This window comes from Amycolatopsis sp. NPDC049688, assembly GCF_040674975.1.
Classification (GTDB): Bacteria; Actinomycetota; Actinomycetes; order Mycobacteriales; family Pseudonocardiaceae; genus Amycolatopsis.
The window spans coordinates 577,046-598,674 of sequence record NZ_JBFANY010000003.1; the positions used below are offsets into that span (position 1 = coordinate 577,046).

The window sequence follows — 21,629 nt, forward strand, 5'->3', positions numbered from 1 at the left end:
TGCGACGATCGGGCCATGACCAGCCGGGCGAGGAGTCCACTGAGGACGGACGCGCGCGGCGCCCGGCGCAGCGCGAGCGCGAGCGCCGTGCTGCGGGCCGTCCTCGACGAAGGACCGATTGCGCGCAGCACCATCGCGCGGCGGACCGGGCTGTCCGCCGCCGCGGTCACCGGGCACACCGCCGAACTGGCCAGGCTGGGGCTGCTGCGGGAACTCCCGGAAGCCGAGCCGCGCAAGAGCGTCGGCCGGCCGCACGTGCCGGTCGACCTCGACACCGGGCGGCACGTGGCCGGCGCGCTGCACCTCGCCGTGCACCACGCCACCGTCGCACTGCTCGACCTGCGCGGGAAAGTGCTGGTGCAGCACGAAGAACCGCACGACGGGCTGGCCGCCGAAGACCTGCTGGCGCGCGCCGCCGAGATCTTCGACGACCTGCTGCTCGGGCACGCCCCGGACCGCGAGCCGCTCGGCCTCGGCGTCGCCACCGGCGGCTGGGTCGACCGGGAATCCGGGACCGTCGTCGAACACCCGCTGCTCGGCTGGCGGAACGTCCCGGTCCGCGACCTCCTCGCCGGCAGTACCGGACTGGCCGTCGAGGTCGACGGGCACGCGCGGGCCCTGGTGCACGCCGAACGGCTCTTCGGGCACCCACGCGCCCGGGACAGCGTCGTGCAGTTGTTCACCGGCAACGTCGTCGACGCCGCGTTCGCCACCGGCACGGGAGTGCACCACGGGCCGCGCTCGGCCGCCGGCGCTGTCGCGCACCTGCGGGTCGACGGCAGCAGCGAGCCGTGCCGGTGCGGGCGCACCGGCTGTCTCGAAGCGGCCGTTTCGGAAGGAACGCTCGCGCGCAAAGCCGCGGAAACGGGATTGATCGCGCGACCGGACTTTCCGGAATTGCTCGCGCTCGCCGCCGGTGGCGATTCCGCGGCCGTGACGATGTTCCTCGACCGGGCGCGGCTCATCGGCCAGGCGGCGGCCCTTCTGCTCGACGTGCTCAACCCGGCCGTGCTCGTGGTGGTCGACCGGAGCATACCCCGGGTGCCCGGCTGCCTTCCCACCATCCGGGAGGAGGTCCGCGACCGGACCCGCTGCCCGGATCCGGCGGAAACCGTTGTGGGCACGAGCTTCCCGGGCACCGAGCTGGCGACCGCCGGGGGCGCGGTGCTCCTGGACGTGGTGTACGAGGACCCGCTCGGTCCCCTTCTCACCCGGTGGCCGAACGCTTCGTGAACCGGCGGAGTTATTTCACGAACTCGCAAAATTGACCGTCCGTCCGGGTGCTGCGAACAATTGCTCCCATCCCCACCGACTCCCGGAACGGACGAAACCGTGAAGAAAACCCTGCCCCTGTTCGCCGCCGCCGTGCTGCTGCTGGCCGGCTGCGCTTCGGCGACGGCCACCGGTGCGCCCGGGCAACCGGAGAAGCCGGAACTGCGCTACCAAGGCAGCGCGAACGCCGTCACCCTGCCCGAACTCGCCGAAGACCTCGGCTACTTCGGCCCGGTCAAGCTGAAGTGGGTCGGCAACACGATCAGCGGCCCGCAGGACATCCAGTCCGCGGCCACCGACCAGACCGACTTCGGCGGCGCCTTCACCGGCGCGGTCGTCAAGCTCGTCGAAGCCGGCGCGCCGGTCAAGGCGGTCGTCAACTACTACGGCTCCGACGACAAGGCCTTCATCGGCTTCTACACCGGAGAGGACAGCCCGATCCGGACGGCCCGCGACCTGATCGGCAAAAAGGTCGGCGTCAACACCGCCGGTGCGAACCTCGAAGCCGCGCTCGACACCTGGCTCAAGGGCCAGGGCCTCTCCGACGACGAGATCAAGCAGGTGCAGCTCGTCGTCATCCCGCCGGTGAACGCCGAACAGGCGCTGCGCAACGGCCAGCTCGACGTCGCCGCGCTGCAGGGGATCCTGCAGGACCACGCCCTCGCGGCCGGCGGCATCCGGCCGCTGTTCACCGACGTCGGCGCGTTCGGGCCCTACAACGGCGGCCCGTACGTCCTGCGCACCGACTTCATCAAGAAGTACCCGGAGACGACGAAGATCTTCGTCTCCGCGGTGGCCCGGGCGATCGAGTGGGAACGCACGACTCCGCGCGACGAGGTGATCGCGCGCTTCACGAAGATCATCAAAGGCCGCGGCCGCAACGAAAGCACCGACACGCTCAAGTACTGGAAGAGCGTCGGCATCACCCACGGCGGCCTCATCTCCGACGCCGACTACACCCGGTGGGAGCCGTGGCTGAAGCAGGAGGGCTACCTCAAGCACGACAAGATCGACACCTCGAAGCTCTACACCAACGAGTTCAACCCCTACCGCGACGGCGCGCCGGCGGTGACCAAGTGATCAGCATCCGCTCGGTGACCAAGACCTTCGGCGAGCTCACCGCCCTCGACGACGTCTCCCTCGACATCGCCGACGGCACGTTCCTGTCCCTGGTCGGCCCCAGCGGCTCGGGCAAGTCGACGCTGCTCGACCTGCTGGGCGGCCTGACCACCCCGACGTCCGGCGAGGTGCGCATCGACGGCGAGCCGGTGCGCGGTCCCGGCCTCGACCGCGGGGTCGTCTTCCAGCAGTACGCGCTGTTCCCGTGGCGCACCGCCCGCGCCAACGTCGAGTTCGGCCTCGAAGGCGGGCCGCTCGGGAAGCGGCAGCGGGCGGACCGGGCCCGCGAATACCTCGCCCTGGTCGGGTTGTCCGGCTTCGAGGACCGCTACCCGCACGAGCTGTCCGGCGGGATGAAACAGCGCGTCGCGATCGCCCGCAGCCTGGCCTACGACCCGGCGGTGCTGCTGATGGACGAGCCGTTCGCCGCGCTGGACGCGCAGACCCGCGAGCAGCTGCAGGAGGAGCTGCTGCGGATCTGGCGGCGCACCGGCAAGACGATCGTCTTCATCACGCACGGCATCGACGAAGCCGTCTACTTGGGACAGCAGGTCGCGGTGCTGACGTCGCGGCCCGGGCGGCTCAAGGCCGTCGTCGATGTCGACCTGGGCGACCGCACCGGTGACGTGCGCTCCGGCCCGGAGTTCGGGCGGCAGCGCCACCGGCTCTGGGAACTGCTGCACGACGAGGTCCGCAAGGCGGCCGAACACGAACGGAGCGCGGCCCGATGACCGCCACCCTCGAAGCGCCCACTGTCCACACCAGACCCGCGGACCCACCGTCAAACCCGCGCCGGTTCCGGAAGAAGCTCACCCGGGCGGCGCACGCCTCCGCCGCGGTCGTGCTGTTCGTCCTGCTCTGGGAGTTCGTCCCCCGGTTCGTCCTCGACGAGAGCACCCGGACGTTCCTGCCGCCGCTGTCGGAGGACCTGCAGGCTCTCTGGGATCTGGCCCTCGACGGTGAGCTCGCCGACCACCTGCTGGCCAGCGTCGGGCGCTCCGCCGCCGGGTTCGCCGTGGCCGTCGCGGTGGCGGTGCCGCTCGGGCTGCTGATCGGCTGGTACCGGCCGGTGGCGCGGTTCCTGCAGCCGCTGCTGGAACTCGCCCGCAACACCGCCGCGCTGGCGCTGCTGCCGGTGTTCACGCTGCTGCTGGGCATCGGCGAGCTGTCGAAGGTCAGCCTGGTGGTGTACGCCTGCGTGTGGCCGGTGCTGCTCAACACGATCGCCGGCGTCAACACCGTCGATCCGCTGCTGGTCAAGGCGGCCCGCTCGCTCGGGCTGTCCAGCCCGCGGCTGTTCCGGAAGGTGATCCTGCCCTCGGCGGTGCCGACGGTGTTCACCGGCATCCGGATGGCCGCGTCCTACTCGATCCTGGTGCTGGTGGCCGCGGAGATGGTCGGCGCGAAGGCCGGGCTCGGCTACCTGATCAACACGAGCCAGGTGAACTTCCAGATCCAACAGATGTACGCCGGGATCATCGCGGTCTCGCTGCTCGGCGTGCTCGTCAACGCCGGTTTCGTCGGCCTCGAACGGCGGTTTTCCACCTGGCGCCCGAAGGAGAAGCCATGATGCACCTCAACGCGTTCGTGATGCCGAACGGCCACCACGAAGCCGCGTGGCGGCACCCGTCGACCGACCCGCACCGGGCCCGGACGCTGCAGCACTACGCCGACATCGCCCGCACGGCCGAGCGCGGGCGGCTCGACTCGATCTTCCTCGCCGACGGCGTCGCCCTGTGGGGCAACGTCAAGCACAACTCGCACAGCCACTTCGAACCGCTGACGCTGTTGTCCGCGCTGGCCGCGTCCACGGTCCACATCGGACTGATCGCGACGGCGTCGACGACCTACAACGAGCCCTACCACCTCGCCCGGAAGTTCGCCTCGCTCGACCACCTCTCCGGCGGCCGCGCGGGCTGGAACATCGTCACCTCGGCGGGCATCGACGAGGCCCGGAACTTCAACCTGGCCAAGCGCCCGTCGCACGACGCGCGGTACGACCGGGCCGAGGAGTTCGTCGAGGTCGTCAAGAAGCTGTGGGACAGCTGGGACGACGACGCCGCGGTGGTCGACCGGGCGAGCGGCGTCTACGCGGACACCGACCGGATTCGCGCGATCTCCCACGACGGGCGGCACTTCCAGGTGCGCGGGCCGCTCAACATCGAACGCCCACCCCAGGGCTACCCGCTGCTCGTGCAGGCCGGTTCGTCGGAAACCGGCAAGGAGTACGCGGCCCGCCACGCCGAGGCCGTCTTCACCGCGCAGCAGACTTTCGCCGAAGGCAAGGCGTTCTACGACGACGTCAAGGGCCGGCTCGCCAAGTACGGCCGGGCCCCGGACGAGATCAAGATCCTGCCGGGCATCTCCCCGATCCTCGGCCGTAACGAAGCCGAGGCCCGTGCGCGGGAGGCCGAGCTGAACGCGCTGATCACGCCGGACTACGGGCTGCAGCAGCTGTCGAAGATGCTCGACCACGACGTCACCGGCTACCCCCTGGACGGTCCGCTGCCGGAGGTCGGCAGCTTCACCGAAGGCGGCCAGAGCCGGTTCGACCTGGTCGTCGGCCTGGCCCGGCGCGAGGACCTGACCATCCGGCAGCTCCTGGAGCGGCTGGCGGGCGGGCGCGGGCACCGGGTCTTCGCCGGGACGCCGGTCCAGGTCGCCGACGAGCTGGAGGCGTGGTTCCGCGGCGGTGCCGCCGACGGGTTCAACGTCATGCCGCCCACCCTGCCCGGCGGGCTCGACGACTTCGTCGACCTCGTCGTCCCGGAGCTGCAGCGGCGCGGGCTGTTCCGCACCGAGTACTCCGGCACCACCTTGCGCGAGCACTACGGCCTCGCGCGGCCCGTCAACCGCAACCGAGTGAAGGAGCCCGCATGACCACGATCGGTACCGACGTCCGCAAGCTGACCGGCAGGATCGGCGCCGAGATCGTCGGCTTCGATCCTGCCGGCGACCTCGACGCCGCGCAGGTGGCGTTCCTGACCGACGCGCTGCACGAGCACAAGGCGCTGGTGTTCCGGAACGTCCGGCTCGACGACGAGGGCCAGCAGCGGTTCGCGGCGCACTTCGGCGAGCTCACCAAGGCCCACCCGACCGTCCCCGCCGTCGAAGGGGCGCCGACGATCCTGCCCGTCGACAGCGAACGCGGCCGCGCCAACCACTGGCACACCGACGTCACCTTCGTCCTCAACCCGCCGAAGGCCAGCACCCTGCGCAGCCTGGTGGTGCCGCCCTACGGCGGGGAGACGCTGATCGCGAACGCCGCCGCGGCCTACCGCGACCTGCCGGAACCGTTGCGGGCCTTCGCCGACACGCTGCGGGCGGTGCACACCAACGACTACGACTACGTCCAGCCTCCGGAGACGGTGGACGAGCAGGAGCGGGAGCGCCGCGCGCAGTTCGTCTCGCGGAAGTACCGGACCGTGCACCCGGTGGTGCGGGTGCACCCGGTGACCGGCGAGCGCGGCCTGTTCCTCGGCGGGTTCGCCCAGCGGATCGAAGGGCTTTCGGTGACCGAGTCGCGGGATCTGCTGCGGCTGCTGCAGTCCTACGTCACGCGGCCGGAGAACGTCGTGCGGGTGGCGTGGGAGCCGGACCAGCTGGTGCTGTTCGACAACCGGATCACCCAGCACTACGCCATCGACAACTACGACGGCCTGCCCCGGCGCCTCAACCGGGTCACTGTGGCCGGGGACATCCCCACCGGCATCGACGGGCGGCCCAGCGAGTCGCTCGAAGGCGACGCGTCGCACTACACCTCGGTCGCGTAGCGCCGGTACTCGGGTCGTGAGTGGGAAACAGCGTTGGAACACTGTTTCCCACTCACGACCCGCGGCAGGGCGGCCCGGTCACCAGCCTGTCCGCGCCAGGTCCCGGAAGCAGTCCCACGCGCGGCTGACCAGCGCCGGGTGGGTCCGCAGGTCGATCGCCGTGCGGGCCAGCGCCGCCGCCGAGGCCAGCATCGCCGCCCGGCCCCGCGGGCTCGCCGCCGCGGCGGCGAACTCCGGCGTGTGGTCCGAGTACTCCTCCGCCGCGATCGCCACGAACGGGTGGATCGCCGGGACGCGGACGCTGACGTCGCCGATGTCCGACGATCCCAGGTAGACCCCCGGCGCCGGCGGGGTCGCGTGGATCCCGCACGCCGCGAGGTGCTCGGTGAACCGCTCCGAGAGCACCGGGTTGTCGCGGAAGTGCGAGTACCCGCGGCCGAGGCGTTCGACCTCGGCCTTCGCGCCGGTCGCCAGCGCCGCGCCCTCCGCGCACGTCGTGACGTCTTCGACCAGCCGGTCCAGCGCGTCCGTCGTCAGCGCGCGCAGCCCGAAGCGGCCCTCGGCGTGGTCCGGGACGATGTTCGTCGCCTCGCCGCCGTGGGTGATGATGCCCTGGACGTGCGAGCCCGAGGGCAACCGCTGGCGCAGGGCCGAAACCGCACCGAACGCCTGGATCAGCGCGGCGAGCGCGTCGATGCCGGCCTCCGGGTCGCCGGTCGGGTGGGCGGCGCGGCCGTGGAAGGTCACCTTCAGCTCCACCTGCGCGGTCAGCGGCGCCCACGACCACGAGTGGACGCCGGGGTGGACCATCAGGGCCGCGTCGACGTCGTCGAAGACGCCGGCCTCGGCCATGGCGACCTTGCCGCCGCCGCGTTCCTCCGCCGGGGTGCCCACCGCGAGCAGGGACCCCGGGGTGTCCCCCAGCACCTCCTTCGCGGCCAGCGCGGCGCCGAGGCCGGCCGCGGCGATCAGGTTGTGCCCGCACGCGTGCCCGAGGCCGGGCAGGGCGTCGTATTCGAGCAGCAGCGCGACGCACGGGCGGCCCTCCCCGGCGCGCGCGACGAACGCCGTGGGAAGCCCGGCGATCCCCGTCTCGACGTCGAAGCCGTCCGCGGCCAGCTCGGTGGTGAGCCGGTCCGCGGCGGCGTGCTCCTCATAGGACAGTTCCGGGCGCTCGTGCAGCGCGGTGGCGACGGCCCACAGCCGCTCGTCCAGGTGCTCGATCCGCTCGTCGGCCCGCTCGTGCAGCTCATCGTGCCACTCCATGCCCTCCGGGATACCCCAACCACCGACGGTCATGCCACCGGGGTGTTTCCCGCGAGCCGCCTCCGGCTACTCCGGCGCCATGGACCACAGCAAGGCACCGGTGCTCGAGGCGCTGCGCGACTACCACAGCGCCGGCTACGTCCCGTTCAACGCGCCCGGCCACAAGCAGGGCCGCGGCATCGACCCGCGGGTGCTGGACATCGTCGGCGCCGACGTGTTCAAGTCCGACGTCATCTCGCTCAACGGCCTGGACGACCGGCTGATGCGCAAGGGCGTGCTCGCCGAAGCGCAGGCGCTGATGGCCGACGCGGTCGGCGCCGAGCACACGTTCTTCTCGACGTGCGGCAGTTCCCTGTCGGTGAAGAGCGCGATGCTCGCCGTCGCCGGCCCGCACGAAAAGCTGCTGGTGCCCCGGCACGTCCACAAGTCGGTGATCTCCGGCCTGATCGTCAGCGGCGTCCAGCCGGTGTGGGTGCACCCGCACTGGGACGCCGAACGGCACCTGAGCCACCCGCCGGGCGTGCGGGAGTTCGCGGAAGCCTACGAAAGCGACCCCGAAGTCAAGGGCGCCCTGGTCGTGACGCCCACCGACTACGGCACCTGCGGCGACCTCGCCGCGATCGCCGAGTGGTGCCACGACCACGACCTGCCGCTGATCGTCGACGAGGCGTGGGGTGCGCACCTGCCCTTCCACGACGGCCTGCCGCCGTGGGGCATGGACGCGGGTGCCGACGTGTGCGTCACGAGCGTGCACAAGATGGGTGCCGCGGTCGAGCAGAGCTCGGTCTTCCACCTCCAGGGCGACCGCGTCGACCCCAAGGTGCTGAAGGCGCGGGAAGACCTGCTCGGCACGACCAGCGCGAGCTCTTTGGTCTACGCGGCCCTCGACGGCTGGCGGCGGCAGATGGCCGAACAGGGCAAGGAACTCATCGACGGCGCGCTGACGCTCGTGAAGTCCGTCCGCGGCCGGCTGGCCGAGCTCGGCGTGACGGTGATGCACGACGAGTTCCTGGGCCCGGACCTGGCCCACTCCGTCGACTCGCTGAAGGTCGTGCTCGACCTCGTCCCGCTCGGCATCAGCGGCTACCAGGCCGCCGACTGGCTGCGCGAGCACCGGCGGGTCACCGTCGGCCTGGCCGACCACCGCCGGATCGTGGCCCAGTTCAACCACTCCGACGACGAGAAGACGGCCGGCACGCTGATCGACGCGGTCGACGCCCTGGTCAAGGCCGCGCCCTCGTTCGAGAAACCGCCGCAGGTGGACCTGCCCTCGCCGCGGGAGCTGGAACTGAAGACGGCGATGCTGCCGCGCGACGCCTTCTTCGGCCCGGCCGAGCAGGTGCCCGCGGCGGAGGCCGTCGGCCGGATCGCGGCCGAGATGATCACGCCCTACCCGCCGGGGGCACCCGGGGTGCTGCCCGGCGAGGTGCTCACCCGGCCGGTCGTCGACTACCTGCGCAGCGGGCTGGGTGCGGGCATGCTGCTGCCGGACCCCGCCGACTCCGAGCTCGAGTCGATCCGGGTCGTCGCCAAGCACTGACGCACGCGAAGAGGGCGGTACTTCCCCGGGGAAGTACCGCCCTCTTCGCGGGTGATCAGGCTTTGGCGCTCTTGAGTTCCAGGGGGTTCTTGGGCGCCTTCGAGCGGGCGTCGATCATCCGCTGCCCCAGTTCCTGCAGCTGCTTGCGGCCCATCGCCGAGCGGACCTCGGGGAACCACTCGTCCTCTTCCTCTTCGACGTGGTGGCGGACGTTCTCGGTGAGGACGGTGACCTTCGCGTCGAAGGTCTCCTCCTTCGGGTCCATCCCGAGCAGCTCCGACAGCATCCACACGACGACGTGGTGCTCCTCCACGCTTTCCAGGACGTGGTCCTTCGTCTCCGGCACGGCTTCGCGCGCGGCCGGGTAGAAGATCTCTTCCTCGATGTAGGCGTGGACGGTCAGCTCCTCGATGATCGAGTCGGCGATCCGGCGCTTCTCGTCGTAGGCGTCCTCCCCCGCCTTTTCGAACTGTTTGAACAGCTTCTCCACGGTCTTGTGGTCGTTCTTGAGCAGCACGATCGCGTCGGTCGACATCGGTGTCCTCACGGTGTGGCCAGGTCCCGCAGGGCGACCTGGGAGTTCTCCAGTTCCTTCGTCATCAGCAGGGCCACGGTCCTGGCGTGCGCCAGTGCCCGGCCGACCTCCCCCACCGTGGCCCAGGTCGCGGCGACCGCGTCGGCGCCGGGACAGACGACCCGGCCGGCCAGCAGGCCGTCCTCCAGCCGCCCCTGCAGGGCGGGCAGCAGCTGGGTGAGGTCGTCGGCCAGCAGGCGCAGGGCCCCCAGGACCCGGTACATCTCGGCCGGGGAGTCGAGCTCGCCGTCACCCACGCAACGGGACAGCCGGCGCACGATGGCGCCCGCATCGGCGGCCAGGAGCGAAGGCGAAGCGGCGGCGCTCGGGTTCATGAGCGGCCGGATACCCGTTCCCCGCGGGCGAAAACGCCGTTTGCCGGATCGCCCGTCCGGGTATTCAGCGGGCCCCCGACCTCCAGGAGAACACCGGTGAACGAACCGACGGGCGATGTGCTGACGTTCGGCGTCGAAGAGGAGTTCTTCGTCGTCGACCGCCGAGGCCACCTGTCCCAGGCCGGCGACGACGTCGTCGACGCCGCCGAAGCGGCCGGCGACGACCAGGGCGAACTGCAGCACGAACTGACCCGGTCCCAGGCCGAAGCGGCCACCGACGTGTGCCGGACCCACGGTGAAGCCCTGCGCCAGCTGCAGGGCCTGCGTGGCGATCTGATCCAGGCCGCGCGGCGGCGCGGGTGCCGGCTGCTGCCCGCCGCGTCCCCGCTGCTGTTCGAAGAGAACCCGCCGGTCATCACGCCGAACCCGCGTTACGAGCGGATGGCCGAGCACTTCGGCGCCACCGCGCGGACTTCCCTCACCTGCGGTTGCCACGTGCACGTCGCCATCCCGGACAAGGAAACCGGCGTCCAGGTGCTCAACCACGTGCGGCCGTGGCTGCCCGCGCTGCTCACCCTGACGGCGAACTCGGCGATCTCCGACGGCTACGACACCGGTTACTGCAGCTGGCGCTACCAGCAGTGGAGCCGGTGGCCGTCGGCCGGGCCGCCGCCGCGGTTCGCGTCGCTGGACGAGTACGAAAGCATCGTCGACGGCTGGCTGCGCGCCGGCTCGATCCTCGACCGCGGGATGATCTACTGGGACGTCCGGCTCTCGGAGAACCAGCCCACGCTGGAATTCCGCATCGCCGACGTCGCCGCGACCCCGCAGGACGCGGTGCTGCTGGCCGTGCTGGCCCGCGGTCTGGTCGCCACCGCGCTGGCCGGCGACGCTCCCCTGCCGCACCTGTCCAACGAGGTGCTGCGCGCCCAGCTCTGGCGGGCGTCGCGGGAAGGGGTCACCGGCTGCTGCCCGCACCCGAAGAGCGGCGACCTGGAGCCGGCGAAGGTGGTCCTCGACGCCCTGGTCGACCTGACCGCGCCCGCGCTGGAGGCGGCCGGCGACCTCGACTTCGCGCGGGAAGGAACGGCCCGGCTGGTGGCCGAAGGCGGGGGCGCCGACCGGCAGCGGCGCCGGTTCGCCGAGCGGAACCGCGCCGAGGACGTGGTCGACCTGCTCACCGGGGACTAGCGCCCCTGGAGGCGGTCGAGCAGTTCGAGGGCGCGGATCGCGGCCCGCGAGCCGCCCGGGTCGACGACGAGGTGGACGCCCGCGGCTTCGGCGTGCCGCCCGGCCCGCAGCAGCACGCGGATGCCGGCGGCGCCGAGGAACCCGACCTGCCCGAGGTCGACCCGCAGGACGCCGGGACGGGCACGGACGTGCTCGTCCAGGACGGCCGCGAGCCGCGCCACCGTGCACAGGTCGACTTCGCCGGTGACCTCCACGACGACCGCGTCGGCGCTCTTCCACCGCAGCCGGCTCCCCGGGTCGTCGGACGGGGCGCGGGGCGCGGGCAGGCGGTCCGACGGCGGGGATTCCACCCCGCCCGCGCGCGGCCATTCGTGAGGTGTCATCTCGGCGAGGTACCCGCCGCGGGCGCACGGCGAAACAAGCGCCGGGTGCCGGTGCATTTCCGCGACCGGAGCGGGTATCCCCGGCGCACGCCCGTCCGGAAGGAGCCCGCCCATGTCCGACGGCCCGCCCACGATGGGTGTCGAAGAGGAGTTCCTCCTCGTGAACCCCCGCACCGGGCACGCGTCGCCGTGCGCGGAACCGGTGCTGGCCCGCTACCGCCACCACGGCCCGCTGCCCGACGGGGTGAAGATCCACCGCGAACTGCGGCTCACCCAGCTCGAAGCGGCCAGCGGCATCTGCACCACCGCCGGCGAGCTCCGCCACCAGCTGACCGCGGCCCGGCGGGTGCTGGCCGGGGCCGCGGCGGCGGAGGACTGCGCGCTCCTGGCCACCGGCACCCCGGTCGGGCCGGGGCCGGCCGGGCCGCCGCCGGCGAGCACCGGCCGCTACGCCGAGATCGACGCCCGTTACGGCGCGGTCGTCGCCGACTACGAAGCCTGCGGGTGCCACGTCCACGTCGGCGTGCCCGACCCCGACACCGCGGTCGCCGTCGTCAACCACCTGGGCCGGTGGCTGCCCACGCTGCTCGCGCTGTCCGCCAACTCGCCCTTCGACCAGGGCCGCGACACCGGCTACCACAGCTGGCGGATGGTCCTGCAGTCCCGCTTCCCCGGCTCCGGCGTCGCCCCGCACCTGCGTGACCACGGCGAATACCGCCGGGCCGTCGAGACGCTGGTGGACTGCGGCGCGCTCGTCGACCCGGACCAGACGTTCTGGCTGGCCCGCCCGTCCGGCCGGTTCCCCACGGTCGAGTTCCGGGTCGCCGACACCGCGCTGACCGTCGACCACGCCGTGCTGCAGGCCCTGCTGAGCCGGGCGCTGGTCCAGTGCGCCCTGACCGACCTGGGCGAGGGCCGGGAAGCCGCGCCGCTGTCACCGCAGGTCGCCGCGGCGGCGGTCTGGACCGCGGCGCGCCACGGGCTCTCCGGGGAGCTCGTCGACGCCGCCGAGGCGACGCGGCGGCCCGCGTGGACGCTGGTCGAAGCCCTGCTGGCGCACGTCCGGACGCCGCTGGAAGAAAGCGGCGACCTGGCCGAGGTCGAAGAACTCGTCGACGCGTTGCGCACCGAGGGCACGGGGGCCGGGCAGCAGCGCGCGGCGGCCGTCCACGGGACGGCCGCCGCGGTGCGGTGGCTCACCGCGGCCACCGTGCCGGCGGGGCATGGAACGCTGCTGACGGGGTAGCCAGCGGTCATGACGACCTCCATCACCCCCGGCGCGGCCACCCTGCCCGCCGCCCGGGGTCCGCTGTCGGCGTCCGTGCTCGGGACGTTGCTGCGTGAGCAACCGCGGGCGGACCTGGACTTCGACGGGCTCGCCGACGCCGACCCGCTCGGCGACGACCTCCAGCTCGCCCTGCACCTGTGCTACGAGCTGCACTACCAGGGCCTGCCCGGGGTGTCGGCCGACTGGGAATGGGACCCGGAACTGCTGCGGCTGCGCGGCGCGCTGGAGGCGCGGTTCCTCGCCGCGCTCCGGGAGAACGTGGCCGGCGGCGACGACGTGGCGGGCGAGCTCGACGGCCTGCTGGTCGAGCCGATCGACGTCGAAGGGGTTTCGCACTTCCTGCGCGACCACGGCGACTGGGCGCAGGTGCGGGAGTACTTCACGCACCGCTCGATCTACCACCACAAGGAAGCCGACCCGCACGCGTGGGTGATCCCGCGGCTGCGCGGGCGCGCCAAGGCCGCGCTGGTGGCCGTGGAGTTCGACGAGTTCGGCGGCGGCCGCGCGGAATTCGTGCACGCGCAGCTGTACGTGGATCTGCTGCGCGCGGCGGGCCTGCCGGACGGTTACCTCGAGCTCATCGACCACGTTCCCGCCGCGATGCTGGCGGTGGTCAACATGATGTCGCTGTTCGGCCTGCACCGGTCCCTGCGGGGCGCGCTGTGCGGGCACTTCGCGGCGGCGGAAATCACGACGGCGCCGTCGGCGCAGCGGATGGACCAGGCCCTGCAGCGCCTCGACGCGCCGGAGGCGTGCCGGTTCTTCTACACCGAGCACATCGAGGCGGACGCGGTCCACGAACAGGTGATGCGCCACGACGTCCTCGGCGACCTGCTGGAACAGGAGCCGGCGCTGGCCGCCGACGTCGTGTTCGGCATCCAGGCCACGGAGTTCCTCGAAGGACGCTTCGGTCAGCAGGTGCTGAGCCGCTGGCAGGCCGGGGAATCGTCGCTGCGGCTTCCCCTGGGCTGACGTGCCGATGGCCTCCCGGTTCGCCGGGAGGCCATCACGTCAATCACCGGTCTGGGTGCGGACCCGTTTGCGGTGGCTGGTGTCGCAGAAGGGGAACCGCTTGCTGCGCCGGCACGCGCACACCGCGACGAGGAACCGGTCCGAGCGCACGGTTTCGCCCTCGGGGGTGCACAGTTCGACCGGTCCCTCCACCAGGACCGGCCCGCCCGGGACGACGGTCACCCGGCGGGGGCCGCGCTCAGCGGTCGGCACGGAGCACCACCAGCTCTTCCACCCGCTGCCCCGGCTCGATCAGCCCGGCCGCCTCCAGGAACGCCGACCGTCCGGAAAGGACCGGCCCGAACGGGATCCACGCGCGGCGCGCGACCGACGTCCGGAGTCCCTGCGCGGCCAGCAGTTCCCGCGACTTGTCCACATCGGACAACGCGGACTGCACGAGCAGCATCGTCCCGCCGGGACGCAGGAGCGTGCCCGCGGCGGCGCACAGCGGGTCGAGCACCGCGCGGCCGTCCGGGCCCGCGTCCCAGCCCCGGGTGGACCGGACCGCCGGCACCGGGGACGGCACGTACGGCGGGTTCGCGACGACGACGTCGAACGGACCTTCGCGCAGCGCCCGGCTCAGGCCGCCCCGGCACGGGCGCACCGCGAGCTGGCGGACCAGCGCGTTGAGCCGCGCCGAAGCCAGCGCCCGGCGCGAAAGGTCAAGAGCGAACACGGTTCCCGCGCCGCGGCGGGCCAGGGTGACGGCCTGCGCGCCGGTGCCGGTGCACAGGTCCAGGGCCCGTGCGCCGTCCGGGATCGCGAGGTCGGCGATCGCCGCGGCGAGCAGGGCGGTGTCCTCCTGCGGACGGTAGACGCCGGGCAGCCGCAGCATCCGCGGGGCGGGCGGCACGGGCGCGGGCACGACGGACCGGGCGGCCAAGGGGCCCGGGCGGACGGGTTCCGCCGACGTGGTCATCTGGGTCTCCTCCACTCGCCGCGGTCTCCGGCGCGATCGCCGGTGAGACAACCGCGTCGCCTCCCGGCTTACCCGGCGATCACCGCGGCAAACGCCGCGGTTGAGCCGCCGGCCGCGGGGTATCCGGTGCGGAAAGGACCGGAAAAGGAGGACGGAGATGACGTCCGAAGAGCGCACGCAGCACCCGACCGAGCCGGCCGAAGGCGCCCGCGGCGACGACCCGCACGGTGACACGCCGGAGGCCCAGCGCGAAACCCTCCGCGGCGAGCAGGGCACGTCGGGCGGGGATCAGCACGACGACAGCGACCCGCAGTCGGGCTGACCGCGCGAGAGCACGGGGGTCGCGTTCGGACAGTCCGAACGCGACCCCCGTTTTCACGCCTCGGCGAACTCGAAGGGCAGGGCGTCCACGCATGCCTGGTACTTCTGCACCATTTCGTGCTCGGTGTGCCCGGCCACGAACAGGTGCGCCAGTTCGAAGCTGTAGCTGTCCTGCTCCGGCAGGTCGGAAAGCCGCTGCCCGGCCTGGGGGATGATCTCGATCTGGGTGCCGTCGATGCGCTCCTGCACGGCCTCGATCTCCTCGCGGGTCGGCACGCGCGTCACGACGCCGTCTTCGAAGCGGCGCAGGTACCACTTGCCGGCGATCTGGTAGGTGCCCTTCGCCGGGCGCCGGGCGGGGTCCTGGCCCAAGCCGAGCCGGACCATGATTTCGTGGTTCGCGACGCCGTCGACGAACTCGAACAGCTCGGCGTGCGACTGCGAGTGCCGCGGGTTGATCTCCAGCAGGCACACCTGGCCGGACTCGGGGTCGCAGAAGAACTCGATGCTGAAGGTGCCGTTGTCGAAGCCGATCTGCTTCATCACCCGCTCGGCGACGTCCCGCATCCGCTGGACCGGCTCCTCCCCCAGCTGCGACGGGTACTGGTGGCGCAGGAAGGACGAGCTGTCCGGGTAGTTGATCGAGTCGAGGGCGCCGTACACGGTGACTTCGCCCTGGTAGACGTAGCCTTCGATGGCCGCCTGGACGCCGTGCAGCGCTTCTTCGGCCAGGCACGCCGCGCCGCCGACGCGGGCGATCTCCGGCGGGAGCCGGACCTGTTCGAGCACGGAGCCGAACGGCTCCCCCACCCGGCCGACGCCGGCCCGGATCTTCGTCACGGCTTCGGCGAACTCGGCGTCGTTCCCGGCCTTGAAGGCCAGCTCGGAGGAGAACGACTTCACCGGCTTGAGCCACATCGGATAGCCGACGCCGTCCGGCGGGGCGGGGTGGTCGAGGTCGACGATGCCGAAGTTCGGCAGCTCGTCGATCGCCTTTCTCTGCTCCAGCCGGCTCCAGTACTTGTGCTCGCACTTGAGCACCGCCTCCAGCGACACGCTGGGCAGGCCGTACCGGGCGCACAGGATGGGGACCAGCGTCGCGGCCGGGAAGTCCCAGTAGCTGACGATCGCGGCGACGCCGCCGCCGAACGCGTCGAGCTCGTGCTGGGCCGTCTTCAGGAGGGCTTCGAAGTCGATCTCGCCGTGCTGCAGCTCTTCGGGGGTCAGCAGGCCGTGGAACGAGTAGTTCCCCGCCAGCGGCAGGCGTTCCAGGACCCGCCGGTTCTCCTCGTCCAGGCCGATCACGAAGATGTCCGTACTCATGCCGAAGGGCTACCCGGGCCTCCGAACAGGCCAAACGGGGCCGGATGGCCGGTTTGACCCGCCCGTCAGCGGGCATCCGCAGGCATGACAGCCCTGCCCGAACCGCTTTCCCTGTGGGTCGAGACCGCCCCCGCCCCGGACCGCACCGGGGTGCCGGTGCCGGAGTCCGCCGACGTCGCGGTGCTCGGCGCCGGCATCGCCGGGCTCACCACCGCCCTGCTGCTCGCCCGCGGTGGCCGTTCGGTCGTCGTGCTGGAGGCCGAGCAGGTCGCGGCCGGGGTGTCCGGCCACACCACCGCGAAGGTCAGCGCCCAGCACGGGGCGAAGTACGCGGACCTGACGTCCCGCCACGGCGACGGCGCCGCGAAGACCTACGCCGCAACGCAGGCGGCGGCGACCGAATGGATCGCCGCCACCGCGGCCGAGCTGGGCATCGACTGCGGGTTCACCCGCGCGGACAGCTACGTCTACACGACCCGCGAAAGCACCGTCGATTCCCTGAAGCGGGAGGCGGACGCGGCCGCCGCGGCGGGCCTGCCCGCCTCCTTCACCGAAGACGTCGCCCTCGACGTGCCCGCGCTCGGGGCGGTGCGGACCACCGGCCAGGCGCACTTCCACCCGCGCCGGTGGCTGCTCGGGCTGGCCGCCGAGATCGAACGGCTCGGCGGCACCGTCGTCGAGCACGCCCGGGCGACCGCGGTCAACGGGCAGACCGTCCGCACTTCGCGCGGCGACGTCGTGGCCGGCGAGGTCGTCGTCGCGACCCACTACCCGGTGCTCGACCGCGGCCTGTACTTCGCCCGGCTCGACCCGGTGCGCGACCTCGTCGTCGCGGGCCCGGCCGCCGGGAACACCCCGCCGGCCGGCATGTTCCTCGACGCCGACACGCACCACTCCGTGCGCGGGTACACCGAGCAGGGCACGCCGATGGTGATCGCCGGCGGCGAGCACTACCGGGTGGGCGCGCACGTCAACGTCGAACGCCGGTACGCGCGGCTCGCGAGCTGGGCGGACGCGCACGCGGGCCTGCACCGCGTCACCCACCGCTGGTCCGCCCACGACATGTCCACGCCCGACCTGCTGCCCTACGTCGGCCGGTACCTGCCGGGGACGAAGAACCTCTGGGTGGCGACCGGGTTCGGCCAGTGGGGCATGACCGGCGGCACGGCCGCGGGACACGTCCTGGCGGCCCGGATCCTCGGCGAGCCGCACCCGGCCGCGGACCTGTTCGACCCCAACCGCTTCGACGCGCGCTCGGTGCTCGAGGTGGCCCAGGACAACCTGACGGTGGCGAAGTACCTGGTCGGCGACCACGTCGCCGCGCTGTGGCGGTCGGAGAAGCTCGACGACCTGCAGCCCGGCGAAGCCCAGGTCGTGCGCGTGGGCGGCGAACTCGTCGCCGCCCACCGCGACGAAGCCGGCAAGCTGCACACGGTGGGCGCCCACTGCACGCACCTGGGCTGCCTGGTTTCGTTCAACGACGCCGAAAAGACGTGGGACTGCCCCTGCCACGGCTCGCGGTTCGGCGTGGACGGCGACGTCGTGCAGGGCCCGGCAGTCCGGCCGCTGCGCCGCGGCCCGGGATGAGCCGGCGGAGGTCCTGCCCCGCCGGCTCGTCCGGCTAACCGGACGCGAGTTTCTTGCCCGCGTCGTAGAGCAGGTGCAGGGCGTCCGCCACGCCCACGGCCGTGAGCACCGTGGCCGCCAGGCGGGCCGGCCGCGGGGCGATCACCAGGCCCGCGGCCAGTCCCGTGCCGACCCAGACGTCGAGGCAGAACGGGCACGACACGAGCTCGCCCACCGCGTGCTCGACGTGGCCCTTCCCGGGCACGGACTCGTTCAGCTCGTCGTCACCGGCCGGTTCTTCGTAGCGGGTGAACGGCGCGCGCAGCGGGCTGGTCACGGCGTCCTTGGCCAGCAGGCGGCTGGCCTTGAAGGTCGCCGCGCCCAGCAGGAGCGTGTCGCCGACGCCGAAGCGCTGCGGCAACCGGGCCCCGACGGCGCGGCCGAGCAGCGTCAGGCCGCCCACCAGGGCGCTGTAGGCCCCCATCGCGGCGACGTACCCGCCGAGCGGCCGGTCCTCGTCGCCGGCGTAGCGGCGCTGGACCCGCTTCGCCTTCGCGGTGACGTCTTCGAGCACGCTCATGAATCCGCCGATCCGGGTTCCATCATCTTGCCCTGCTGCTTCGCCTTGGCCTCGTCCGGCAGGAAGCGCGAGCCGGCCGCCTGGAGCTTGTTCTTCAGTGCACCGGGGACGATCTTGTCCTTCCCGGCCATCAGTGCTTCGTAGCCGGCCTCGGCGATCTCGGCCGGGGTGTCCTTGTCCCCGGCGGCGATCTTGGTGTCCTCCATGTCGGCGCGCTCGAAGAACTCGGTGTCGACCGGGCCGGGCAGCATCGCGGTGACGGTGACGCCCTTGTCCTTGACCTCGGCCCGCAGCCCCTCGGAGAACGACGTCAGGAACGCCTTCGAGGCGGCGTAGACGGCCTGGTAGGGCGCGGGCGACGTGCCGGCGATCGACGAGGTGAACAGCACCCGGCCGTGGCCGCGGCCGACCATGCCGGGCACGACCCGCTTGGTCAGGTGCACGGCCGAGCGGACGTTCAGGTCGACGACCGTCAGCTGGTCCTCCAGCCGGGTGTCCCCGGCGAACTCGCCGTTGATGCCGACACCGGCGTTGACGGCCAGTGCCTCGACCGGGCGGCCGCCGAGGTGCCGGACCAGCTCTTCCACGCCGTCCGGGGCGGCGAGGTCGGTGCGGACCGCCTCGACCTGCGCGCCGCACGCACGGACCTCGTCGGCGGCCGCGGCGAGCTCGGCGTCTTCGGCGGCCAGGACGACGTCGAAGTCGTGCCGGGCGAACTGTTTGGCCAGCTCCAGCCCGATCCCGCTCGACGCGCCGGTGACGACGGCGAGCGGCTTGGTTGCGGTGGTCATCCGTGCTCCTTTCGGTACTTCGCCGTCGGCTACCCGCCGCGGCGGCCGGCAATCATGGTTTCCCGGTACGCCGGGTGGGTATTTCGCGGCGGTGGGACGCACCAGACTCCGGCGCAGTGACCTGCGCGGCCCGGGCATCAAGCGCATCCGCCGCGGCCGCGGGTTCTCCTACGCCATGCCCGACGGCTCGCCGGTGACCGACCCCGAGGTCCTGGCCAGGATCAAGGACCTCGTCATCCCGCCGGCCTGGCGGAACGTGTGGATCTGCCCGTACCCGAACGGGCACGTCCAGGCGGTCGGCACCGACGACGCCGGGCGGCGCCAGTACCTCTACCACGAGCAGTGGCGCCGGGACCGCGACGAGGAGAAGCACGACCGCGTGCTGCAGATGGCCCGCCGGCTGCCGGCTTGGCGTGCTTCGGTGGCCGACGACCTCGCCGGGCGCGGCCTGACCCGCAAGCGGGTGCTCGCGGCCGCGTTGCGCATGCTCGACCGGGGGATCTTCCGCACCGGCGGCGAGGAGTACGCGGAGGAGAACGGCACCCACGGCGTCGCGACGCTGCTGCGTTCGCACGCGGCGGTCCGGGGCGACGAGTGCCGGTTCTGCTACGTCGCCAAGGGCGGCCTGGACCGCGAGGTGGCCATCTGCGACGCGGAGCTGGCGTCGGTGATGAAGTCGCTCTTGCGCAGCCGGTCCGGCAGCGACCGGCTGCTCGTCTACCGCGAGGGCGGCACGTGGCACGAGGTGCACGCGGCCGACATCAACGAGCGGTTCAAGGAACTGGCGGGCGAGGACTGCACGGCCAAGGACATGCGCACGTGGAACGCGACGGTGCTGGCGGCGGCCGCGTTCGCCGCGGCGGACCCGCCGACGTCGGAGACCGCCCGCAAGCGCGCGGAGGCGAAGGTGATGAAGGAGGTCTCGACGGCGCTGGGCAACACCCCGGCGGTCTGCCGTTCGTCCTATGTGGACCCCCGGCTGGTCGAGGCCTACCGGGCGGAACGCACGATCGCCCCGGCACTGAAGCGCGCGGCCCGGCTGGACGGCGACGAGGCACGGGAAGTCTTGGAGCGGGCGTGCGCGAGGTTGCTCAACGCGTCATGACGGTTCTTCGCGAGGAGGCACGGTGAGTGAGCGTCGATCCATCCTAACGTGTACTGGCCGCCGACCGCCGTCGTCGGGGAACCTGGAGAGGATGACATCCGAAGCCTCCCCGGTCCGCTGGCGCGCGTCGATCGGCCTGACCGTCGGCGGCGGCGGGCCGGTGTCGAGCATCGTCGAGTCCGATCACGGCAGCGAGGGATCGGCGCGCGAGTGGATCGAGCGAAAGCTGCCACGAACACGGTTCCCGGCGTGGGTCCCCGCGGCCCGGCGCGCGGACGGGGTGGAGTTGTTCGGCCGCGTGGCCCGGGGACGGGTGGTCACGGACCGGCTGGTGCCCGTTTGGGAGGGTGAGGCGACGCCGGTTTGGCATGCCGACCGGGCTGGGGATCGGGTTCAGTGGCGGCGGTGTGGGGTCGAGGATCGGTAGTCAGCCGGCCGGAGGCAGGAAGGCCGGCGGCGGTGGGCCGAGTTGGCTGCAGGCGGGCAACGGGCGCCGGGAGTAGGCGGGCCGCTGGCGGGCAAGGCCGAGCCGGGCAGCCGCTGGTGGGCGAGAGCCGAGCCGGGGCCGGGCGGGCGAACTGAGCCGGCCAAGGGGCAGGCAGATCAAACCAGCGCGGAATCGAGCGGGTTGCCGCGCGCCCGCCGGAGAGCGGCAACCGATCGCCGCACCCTCCTCCTCATCGAGGTCGCGAACCAGTCGTCCGCGACCTCGGGCCCGTCCCGCTACGGGCGAGGGTGGCCGCTCTTCGCGCGGGCGTGCTTACCCGTCGCCAGGTCGGCCAAGCGGGACAAGGACTCGGTGTTGCGGGGCTTGATGATCAGCGCCTGCAGCGCCTCCGGCAGGAGCTTTCCCGGTCCCCGGACGATGTGCTCCGTCATGCGGACCAGCGTCTGCCCGGTGCCGTGCGGGACCAGGGTCAGGCCGACCGCCGCTGCTCCCAGGGGCCAGCCGTGGGCTTCCAGGGACATCGACAGGCCCGGCTCGACCGCCCGGACCACCGTCACGTCCTGGATGTGCAGGGGCCACGGGCCCACGCTGTGGTGGATCCGGGACCCCACCTCCGGCCAGTCGCCGTCGACGTCGCGGATGTGGCTGCTGCCGACCACCCAGCCCGAGTACAGCCAGCCGTCGGCGAGCACGGCGAACACGGCGTCGGGTGGTACGTCGATCACGCGGCTTACCTCGGGCACGGCTTCCTCCTGCTTCCGGTGACGGAACAGGCATACCCACTCCCGCACGGGGTATGCCCGCTCCTACCGAGCGGAGGTGGC

At 72.4% G+C, this 21,629-nt stretch carries 23 protein-coding genes; 13 read left to right on the plus strand and 10 right to left on the minus strand.

What is annotated here, in order from left to right:
• The first annotated feature begins 15 nt into the window (after positions 1-15).
• The 6 genes from AB0J55_RS13665 to AB0J55_RS13690 all read left to right on the plus strand — a co-directional run bounded on the left by AB0J55_RS13665 (position 16) and on the right by AB0J55_RS13690 (position 6,164).
• Entirely contained in the window at positions 16-1,233 is a 1,218-nt protein-coding gene (locus tag AB0J55_RS13665; protein ID WP_364247377.1) for an ROK family transcriptional regulator, read from the plus strand.
• Positions 1,234-1,332: 99 nt separating this feature from the next.
• Positions 1,333-2,352, plus strand: a complete 1,020-nt coding sequence (locus AB0J55_RS13670; protein WP_364247380.1) for an ABC transporter substrate-binding protein — start codon at positions 1,333-1,335, stop codon at positions 2,350-2,352.
• A complete protein-coding gene (locus AB0J55_RS13675; RefSeq protein ID WP_364247382.1) occupies positions 2,349-3,122 on the plus strand; it encodes an ABC transporter ATP-binding protein in 774 nt (257 codons plus the stop codon). Before AB0J55_RS13670 ends, AB0J55_RS13675 begins: the two co-directional genes overlap by 4 nt.
• Positions 3,119-3,961, plus strand: coding sequence for an ABC transporter permease (locus AB0J55_RS13680; RefSeq protein ID WP_364247389.1), 843 nt, complete (start codon positions 3,119-3,121; stop codon positions 3,959-3,961). Before AB0J55_RS13675 ends, AB0J55_RS13680 begins: the two co-directional genes overlap by 4 nt.
• Positions 3,958-5,271, plus strand: coding sequence for an LLM class flavin-dependent oxidoreductase (locus tag AB0J55_RS13685; RefSeq protein WP_364247392.1), 1,314 nt, complete (start codon positions 3,958-3,960; stop codon positions 5,269-5,271). The genes AB0J55_RS13680 and AB0J55_RS13685 overlap by 4 nt, the downstream gene beginning before the upstream one ends.
• A complete protein-coding gene (locus tag AB0J55_RS13690) occupies positions 5,268-6,164 on the plus strand; it encodes a TauD/TfdA family dioxygenase (RefSeq protein ID WP_364247395.1) in 897 nt (298 codons plus the stop codon). Before AB0J55_RS13685 ends, AB0J55_RS13690 begins: the two co-directional genes overlap by 4 nt.
• Positions 6,165-6,242: 78 nt before the next feature.
• Here AB0J55_RS13690 and AB0J55_RS13695 read toward each other — a convergent pair whose 3' ends face one another.
• Positions 6,243-7,430: an amidohydrolase gene (locus AB0J55_RS13695; RefSeq protein WP_364247398.1), complete on the minus strand. Its 1,188-nt coding sequence runs from the start codon at positions 7,428-7,430 to the stop codon at positions 6,243-6,245.
• Between the two features lie 31 nt (positions 7,431-7,461).
• Between AB0J55_RS13695 and AB0J55_RS13700 the strand changes: the two genes are divergently transcribed.
• Complete coding sequence (locus AB0J55_RS13700; protein WP_364247401.1) at positions 7,462-8,970, plus strand: ornithine decarboxylase; 1,509 nt, start codon at positions 7,462-7,464, stop codon at positions 8,968-8,970.
• A gap of 55 nt (positions 8,971-9,025) precedes the next feature.
• Here the strand turns inward: AB0J55_RS13700 and AB0J55_RS13705 are convergent, their stop codons facing one another.
• Both AB0J55_RS13705 and AB0J55_RS13710 read right to left on the minus strand, forming a co-directional pair.
• Positions 9,026-9,505 (minus strand): hemerythrin domain-containing protein, encoded by a 480-nt coding sequence (locus tag AB0J55_RS13705; RefSeq protein WP_364247404.1) that lies wholly within the window; start codon positions 9,503-9,505, stop codon positions 9,026-9,028.
• An 8-nt stretch (positions 9,506-9,513) separates the two neighbouring features.
• Positions 9,514-9,879, minus strand: a complete 366-nt coding sequence (locus tag AB0J55_RS13710; protein WP_364247407.1) for a hypothetical protein — start codon at positions 9,877-9,879, stop codon at positions 9,514-9,516.
• A 96-nt stretch (positions 9,880-9,975) separates the two neighbouring features.
• Here AB0J55_RS13710 and AB0J55_RS13715 point away from each other — a divergent pair, with 96 nt between their 5' ends.
• Positions 9,976-11,070 (plus strand): glutamate--cysteine ligase, encoded by a 1,095-nt coding sequence (locus AB0J55_RS13715; protein ID WP_364247410.1) that lies wholly within the window; start codon positions 9,976-9,978, stop codon positions 11,068-11,070.
• Here the strand turns inward: AB0J55_RS13715 and AB0J55_RS13720 are convergent.
• Complete coding sequence (locus AB0J55_RS13720) at positions 11,067-11,453, minus strand: STAS domain-containing protein (RefSeq protein WP_364247412.1); 387 nt, start codon at positions 11,451-11,453, stop codon at positions 11,067-11,069. The two genes, AB0J55_RS13715 and AB0J55_RS13720, sit on opposite strands and share 4 nt — an antisense overlap.
• Positions 11,454-11,565: 112 nt before the next feature.
• On the opposite strand from AB0J55_RS13720, the gene AB0J55_RS13725 reads away from it, so the two are divergent.
• Entirely contained in the window at positions 11,566-12,699 is a 1,134-nt protein-coding gene (locus tag AB0J55_RS13725) for a glutamate--cysteine ligase (RefSeq protein ID WP_364247414.1), read from the plus strand.
• A 9-nt stretch (positions 12,700-12,708) separates the two neighbouring features.
• Complete coding sequence (locus tag AB0J55_RS13730) at positions 12,709-13,713, plus strand: iron-containing redox enzyme family protein (RefSeq protein ID WP_364247417.1); 1,005 nt, start codon at positions 12,709-12,711, stop codon at positions 13,711-13,713.
• 39 nt (positions 13,714-13,752) lie between these two features.
• Here AB0J55_RS13730 and AB0J55_RS13735 read toward each other — a convergent pair whose 3' ends face one another.
• Positions 13,753-13,965, minus strand: a complete 213-nt coding sequence (locus tag AB0J55_RS13735; protein ID WP_364247420.1) for a CDGSH iron-sulfur domain-containing protein — start codon at positions 13,963-13,965, stop codon at positions 13,753-13,755.
• Entirely contained in the window at positions 13,952-14,671 is a 720-nt protein-coding gene (locus AB0J55_RS13740; protein WP_364247423.1) for a methyltransferase, read from the minus strand. Before AB0J55_RS13740 ends, AB0J55_RS13735 begins: the two co-directional genes overlap by 14 nt.
• A 157-nt stretch (positions 14,672-14,828) precedes the next feature.
• Between AB0J55_RS13740 and AB0J55_RS13745 the strand changes: the two genes are divergently transcribed.
• Complete coding sequence (locus AB0J55_RS13745; protein WP_364247426.1) at positions 14,829-14,993, plus strand: hypothetical protein; 165 nt, start codon at positions 14,829-14,831, stop codon at positions 14,991-14,993.
• A 53-nt stretch (positions 14,994-15,046) separates the two neighbouring features.
• Here the strand turns inward: AB0J55_RS13745 and AB0J55_RS13750 are convergent, their stop codons facing one another.
• Positions 15,047-16,315: an ATP-grasp domain-containing protein gene (locus AB0J55_RS13750; RefSeq protein ID WP_364247429.1), complete on the minus strand. Its 1,269-nt coding sequence runs from the start codon at positions 16,313-16,315 to the stop codon at positions 15,047-15,049.
• A gap of 84 nt (positions 16,316-16,399) precedes the next feature.
• Between AB0J55_RS13750 and AB0J55_RS13755 the strand changes: the two genes are divergently transcribed.
• A complete protein-coding gene (locus AB0J55_RS13755) occupies positions 16,400-17,902 on the plus strand; it encodes an FAD-dependent oxidoreductase (protein WP_364247431.1) in 1,503 nt (500 codons plus the stop codon).
• 34 nt (positions 17,903-17,936) lie between these two features.
• On the opposite strand, the gene AB0J55_RS13760 is transcribed toward AB0J55_RS13755, so the two are convergent.
• Complete coding sequence (locus tag AB0J55_RS13760) at positions 17,937-18,461, minus strand: DUF1360 domain-containing protein (RefSeq protein ID WP_364247433.1); 525 nt, start codon at positions 18,459-18,461, stop codon at positions 17,937-17,939.
• The gene (locus AB0J55_RS13765) at positions 18,458-19,252 is read right to left on the minus strand and encodes an SDR family NAD(P)-dependent oxidoreductase (RefSeq protein ID WP_364247436.1); all 795 of its coding nucleotides are present in this window, start codon (positions 19,250-19,252) and stop codon (positions 18,458-18,460) included. Before AB0J55_RS13765 ends, AB0J55_RS13760 begins: the two co-directional genes overlap by 4 nt.
• Before the next feature lie 91 nt (positions 19,253-19,343).
• Between AB0J55_RS13765 and AB0J55_RS13770 the strand changes: the two genes are divergently transcribed.
• Positions 19,344-20,357 carry a DNA topoisomerase IB gene (locus AB0J55_RS13770; RefSeq protein WP_364247439.1) on the plus strand — a complete coding sequence of 338 codons (1,014 nt, stop codon included), beginning with the start codon at positions 19,344-19,346 and terminating at the stop codon, positions 20,355-20,357.
• Positions 20,358-21,080: 723 nt separating this feature from the next.
• Here AB0J55_RS13770 and AB0J55_RS13775 read toward each other — a convergent pair.
• Positions 21,081-21,548 carry an SRPBCC family protein gene (locus AB0J55_RS13775; RefSeq protein ID WP_364247441.1) on the minus strand — a complete coding sequence of 156 codons (468 nt, stop codon included), beginning with the start codon at positions 21,546-21,548 and terminating at the stop codon, positions 21,081-21,083.
• Positions 21,549-21,629: the final 81 nt, after the last annotated feature.

Excerpts from the sequence above, each read along its gene's own strand:
- AB0J55_RS13665 (WP_364247377.1), top strand. The coding sequence starts at position 16 with ATGACCAGCCGGGCGAGGAGTCCACTGAGGACGGACGCGCGCGGCGCC.
- AB0J55_RS13680 (WP_364247389.1), top strand. The coding sequence starts at position 3,119 with ATGACCGCCACCCTCGAAGCGCCCACTGTCCACACCAGACCCGCGGAC.
- AB0J55_RS13685 (WP_364247392.1), top strand. The coding sequence starts at position 3,958 with ATGATGCACCTCAACGCGTTCGTGATGCCGAACGGCCACCACGAAGCC.
- AB0J55_RS13690 (WP_364247395.1), top strand. The coding sequence starts at position 5,268 with ATGACCACGATCGGTACCGACGTCCGCAAGCTGACCGGCAGGATCGGC.
- AB0J55_RS13695 (WP_364247398.1), bottom strand. The coding sequence starts at position 7,430 with ATGGAGTGGCACGATGAGCTGCACGAGCGGGCCGACGAGCGGATCGAG.
- AB0J55_RS13700 (WP_364247401.1), top strand. The coding sequence starts at position 7,462 with ATGCCACCGGGGTGTTTCCCGCGAGCCGCCTCCGGCTACTCCGGCGCC.
- AB0J55_RS13705 (WP_364247404.1), bottom strand. The coding sequence starts at position 9,505 with ATGTCGACCGACGCGATCGTGCTGCTCAAGAACGACCACAAGACCGTG.
- AB0J55_RS13710 (WP_364247407.1), bottom strand. The coding sequence starts at position 9,879 with ATGAACCCGAGCGCCGCCGCTTCGCCTTCGCTCCTGGCCGCCGATGCG.
- AB0J55_RS13720 (WP_364247412.1), bottom strand. The coding sequence starts at position 11,453 with ATGACACCTCACGAATGGCCGCGCGCGGGCGGGGTGGAATCCCCGCCG.
- AB0J55_RS13725 (WP_364247414.1), top strand. The coding sequence starts at position 11,566 with ATGTCCGACGGCCCGCCCACGATGGGTGTCGAAGAGGAGTTCCTCCTC.
- AB0J55_RS13730 (WP_364247417.1), top strand. The coding sequence starts at position 12,709 with ATGACGACCTCCATCACCCCCGGCGCGGCCACCCTGCCCGCCGCCCGG.
- AB0J55_RS13740 (WP_364247423.1), bottom strand. The coding sequence starts at position 14,671 with ATGACCACGTCGGCGGAACCCGTCCGCCCGGGCCCCTTGGCCGCCCGG.
- AB0J55_RS13745 (WP_364247426.1), top strand. The coding sequence starts at position 14,829 with ATGACGTCCGAAGAGCGCACGCAGCACCCGACCGAGCCGGCCGAAGGC.
- AB0J55_RS13750 (WP_364247429.1), bottom strand. The coding sequence starts at position 16,315 with ATGAGTACGGACATCTTCGTGATCGGCCTGGACGAGGAGAACCGGCGG.
- AB0J55_RS13755 (WP_364247431.1), top strand. The coding sequence starts at position 16,400 with ATGACAGCCCTGCCCGAACCGCTTTCCCTGTGGGTCGAGACCGCCCCC.
- AB0J55_RS13760 (WP_364247433.1), bottom strand. The coding sequence starts at position 18,461 with ATGAGCGTGCTCGAAGACGTCACCGCGAAGGCGAAGCGGGTCCAGCGC.
- AB0J55_RS13765 (WP_364247436.1), bottom strand. The coding sequence starts at position 19,252 with ATGACCACCGCAACCAAGCCGCTCGCCGTCGTCACCGGCGCGTCGAGC.